The sequence below is a fragment of the Mesotoga infera genome, assembly GCA_011045915.1.
Classification (GTDB): Bacteria; Thermotogota; Thermotogae; order Petrotogales; family Kosmotogaceae; genus Mesotoga; species Mesotoga infera_D.
Window position 1 is genome coordinate 1 of the sequence record DSBT01000036.1, and the last position, 3,234, is coordinate 3,234.

A 3,234-nucleotide genomic window follows, 5' to 3' on the forward strand; every position below is an offset into this window, starting at 1 on the left:
ATATTTCCAAGCTGCTTGCCTGGATCCTTCACGTCATGAATTTTCGTACCTAAAGCAGCCTGGTATATTCTTCCTCTTGCCTCATTAATGGCAGAAGTGGTCATCCAGATATCAATTCCAAATCTGGAAACGTCGGACTTCCATGTCTCCTCAGATACGGAAATGTAATAGTCAAGCATCTCTCTGCCTACACCGAAATCTCCTCCAATAGGTTGTCTTACCTTCTTTCCATAAAGGGCCGTTGTTAGAGGGTAGCATATGCTGTTGGTTATCGTTCCGTCATACTTGTGTCGAATATAGTAAGGGGTAACGTACGCTGCGTTCTTTTCAAAGATCGGACGCGCAAGTCTATCTATCCAAAAAGGTTCTACACTTCTTAAATCCGAGTCGAGAAATACCACTGCCTGAGCATCGAGAGTGAGGGCTTTCTCCATTATCGATCTCATTGCGCTTCCCTTTCCGGAGATCCCCCGGTATCTGAAAGAAAGCAGATCTATTCCATCACTGGAAGCTGAATAGAAAACCTCTTCAGTATTGTCCGTCGATCCTCCGTCTGAATTGATGATACAGCCTCTCAACGATGGGAAAAACTTACTGAGACCTTTTGCTGCCGTCTCGACTACGTATTTGATAGTATTCGAGTTGTTAAAACTAGGTATTCCGATTACTATGTCATATGATTTCTGATTCAGTCCAGGCATGTTTCCACCTCCTATTCTTTGACACCTCCGGCAGTGAATCCGCTTGTCAGGTGCTTCTGCATGAGACTGAAGATGACTATGATTGGGATTGCCGAAACTACTGAAGCCGCCATCAGCCTTCCCCATACTGCATGAGCCGAACCGGAAAACGCATTCAACCCAATTGGAAGAGTGAAGAGATCCTTATAGGATTTTAGGCCAAGGAAGGCAGATGCAAACAAGTATTCGTTCCATCCAATCATAAAGGCATAGATATATACTGTGACAATTGCTGGAAGAGAGAGCGGAATAACAATCTTGAAGATCGCCTGCACTCTGGAACAGCCATCGATAATCGCCGCTTCTTCTATTGAAAACGGAATTGTCCGGAAATAGTTTCCCAACATATAAAGAGAAACCGGAAGTGTCTGAATAACATAGACCATGATCAGATAAACTCCGGTACCAAATGGAGTAGAAAGGATTCCAAGTTTCACCGCCATCTGATAAAGCGGAACCATTATTACGGTACCACCGAACAGATACACGAAAAGAACCGAACGCTGAACAAGTCCCCTACCCTTGAATCTCAACCTTGAGAATGCATATGCTCCTAAAATCGCTACGAAGAGGCTTATCAAAGCGGAAATCCCTGCGAATATCAGCGAGTTTCTAAGGTATTTCATGAAGGGAAATTCACTAGCTCTCTCTTCCAATATTTCTGTCTTCTGCGCTTCGAATAATTTCAGTTGAGCCTTTGCCTTTTCGAAACCGGCAGCAAGCGCTTCCTCGGAGAGAGCGTTGTCAACCTCGGCTCTCAAATCCGTGAACCGTTTCACATCATTTGCACTGAATATGGTTTTCATGTTTTCCTCGATTATTGAAGCCTCCTCTGTACCTGGAACGAGCGAGTTTTCAATAAACTCTTCCCTGTCTGTTACATCAATTCCACTGAAGTCGATCACAAGATCAACGATATCTCTCAGTTCTTTTTCCTTGGCCTTGAGCTGTACATCATGAACATACCGCGTATACACTTCAATTGAGGCCGTTCTCTCTTCCAACTCATCTATCCTCTTCAATACAGGTTCAAGATTTGCCCTAATTATCTCATCGCCGAAAAACTCTGTCTCACTACTTTGAATAAGCCCAAATATCTCCAGATAGTTTCTGATTGTGAAATCTGAGAATGTCATTTTGTTCGGGTCGTAGTCTGCCTTAAGAGATACATGAACCATGAAATAAAACGGAATGAGTATGAAGAAACAGATTAAAGAGATCCCCAATGCAAACATGACTCTTCTGAAAGGTGTCTTCTTCCTTACCATTTCAACACCTTCTTCACGTATGCAGTTATCAGCCCAAGCATAATTACCATAAGGATTGTTGCAATTGCCGCGGCCACTCCGTACTCCGGCGAAGTTGTACCGATAACCCTTTCATAAATAAAGATAGGCAGAGTGCCAGCTCTCTTGCTGATCAGATAGACCTCGTCAAACTTATAGAAATTCCAGATACCCCTCATGAGAGCGACAGCACCCATGACGAAATAGATCTCCGGTAGAGTGATATTCGTGAACTTACTCCATGATGTTGCTCCATCGATTTCTGCAGCCTCGTAGTACTCATCGGGAATAGATTGAAGTCTTGAAAGCAGCATCAGGTAAACAAAAGGGAAGTTCCGCCAAATGTTGAATATCGATGCCACAAAGAATGCATTGTTCGAGTTGTTTAGGAGATCAAGTTGCGGAGAGACCCATCCGAGACTTTGACTGAATAACTGCATAAAAGGCCCGTAGCTTGGATCAAATATGTACTTCCATGAAAAGACTATCGAGATAAGTGGGGTAATGTATGGAAGCAGAATGATCGTCCTAACTATCGCCCTCCCCTTGAACTCCTTGTTCATCATCAGCGCTACTCCGAGACCCAACAATATGCTTCCAATAACTGTCATCAGAGTGAAACCAACAGTTATGAAGAAGGACTTCCAGAAAGCGGCGTCTTTGAAAACTCGGATATAGTTTTCTAATCCTACGAACGTTGAACTAGTAATCCCGTAGTCGAAAAACGAAATGTATATGTTATACGCCACCGGATAGATTATCAATATCATCAGTAGGATTACTGTTGGCGAAACAAGTTTCCAACCTAAACTATTTTCCTTCTTCAATATGGAAGAGGCTGCTTGCTGCATAAGATCTACCTCCAAAAAAGGAAGGCCCCGGCTCCGGGGCCTTCGATGTCAGGCGTTTATCTTCCTATAAGCTTTCTAATGTCCTCTCTCCAGAAGGTTAGAACCTGATCTGGGGTTGCGTTGTTATCGAACATCATGACTATGCCATTACCTATAGTGAAGGCTCCGGATATCTTTCCCATTTCGGGGAAGACTCTTCCTTCTACATAACCGAACTTCTCAATGTTCTCCATACCATAAATGATTGCCTTGATCTTTTCTGCGCCGTAGCTCTTATAAATCCCCTTTGGATCGTTCAGGAATTCTTCGCTTTCAGCTATGGAAGCTCTTGTAGGAAGCATTCCACCGGGAGCCATA

General features: G+C 43.4%; 4 protein-coding genes. All 4 read right to left on the reverse strand.

Going from position 1 to position 3,234, the window contains the following annotated elements:
* Positions 1 to 701, reverse strand: a 701-nt coding sequence (locus tag ENN47_01080; GenBank protein ID HDP76784.1) for a glycosyltransferase, incomplete at its 3' end; no start/stop codon positions are given.
* Between the two features lie 11 nt (positions 702 to 712).
* On the reverse strand, positions 713 to 2,008 hold the full coding sequence (locus tag ENN47_01085; GenBank protein HDP76785.1) for an ABC transporter permease subunit: 1,296 nt from the start codon (positions 2,006 to 2,008) through the stop codon (positions 713 to 715).
* Positions 2,002 to 2,877 (reverse strand): sugar ABC transporter permease, encoded by an 876-nt coding sequence (locus tag ENN47_01090; GenBank protein HDP76786.1) that lies wholly within the window; start codon positions 2,875 to 2,877, stop codon positions 2,002 to 2,004. Before ENN47_01090 ends, ENN47_01085 begins: the two co-directional genes overlap by 7 nt.
* A 56-nt stretch (positions 2,878 to 2,933) precedes the next feature.
* On the reverse strand, positions 2,934 to 3,234 hold a 301-nt coding region (locus tag ENN47_01095), incomplete at its 5' end, for a sugar ABC transporter substrate-binding protein (protein HDP76787.1).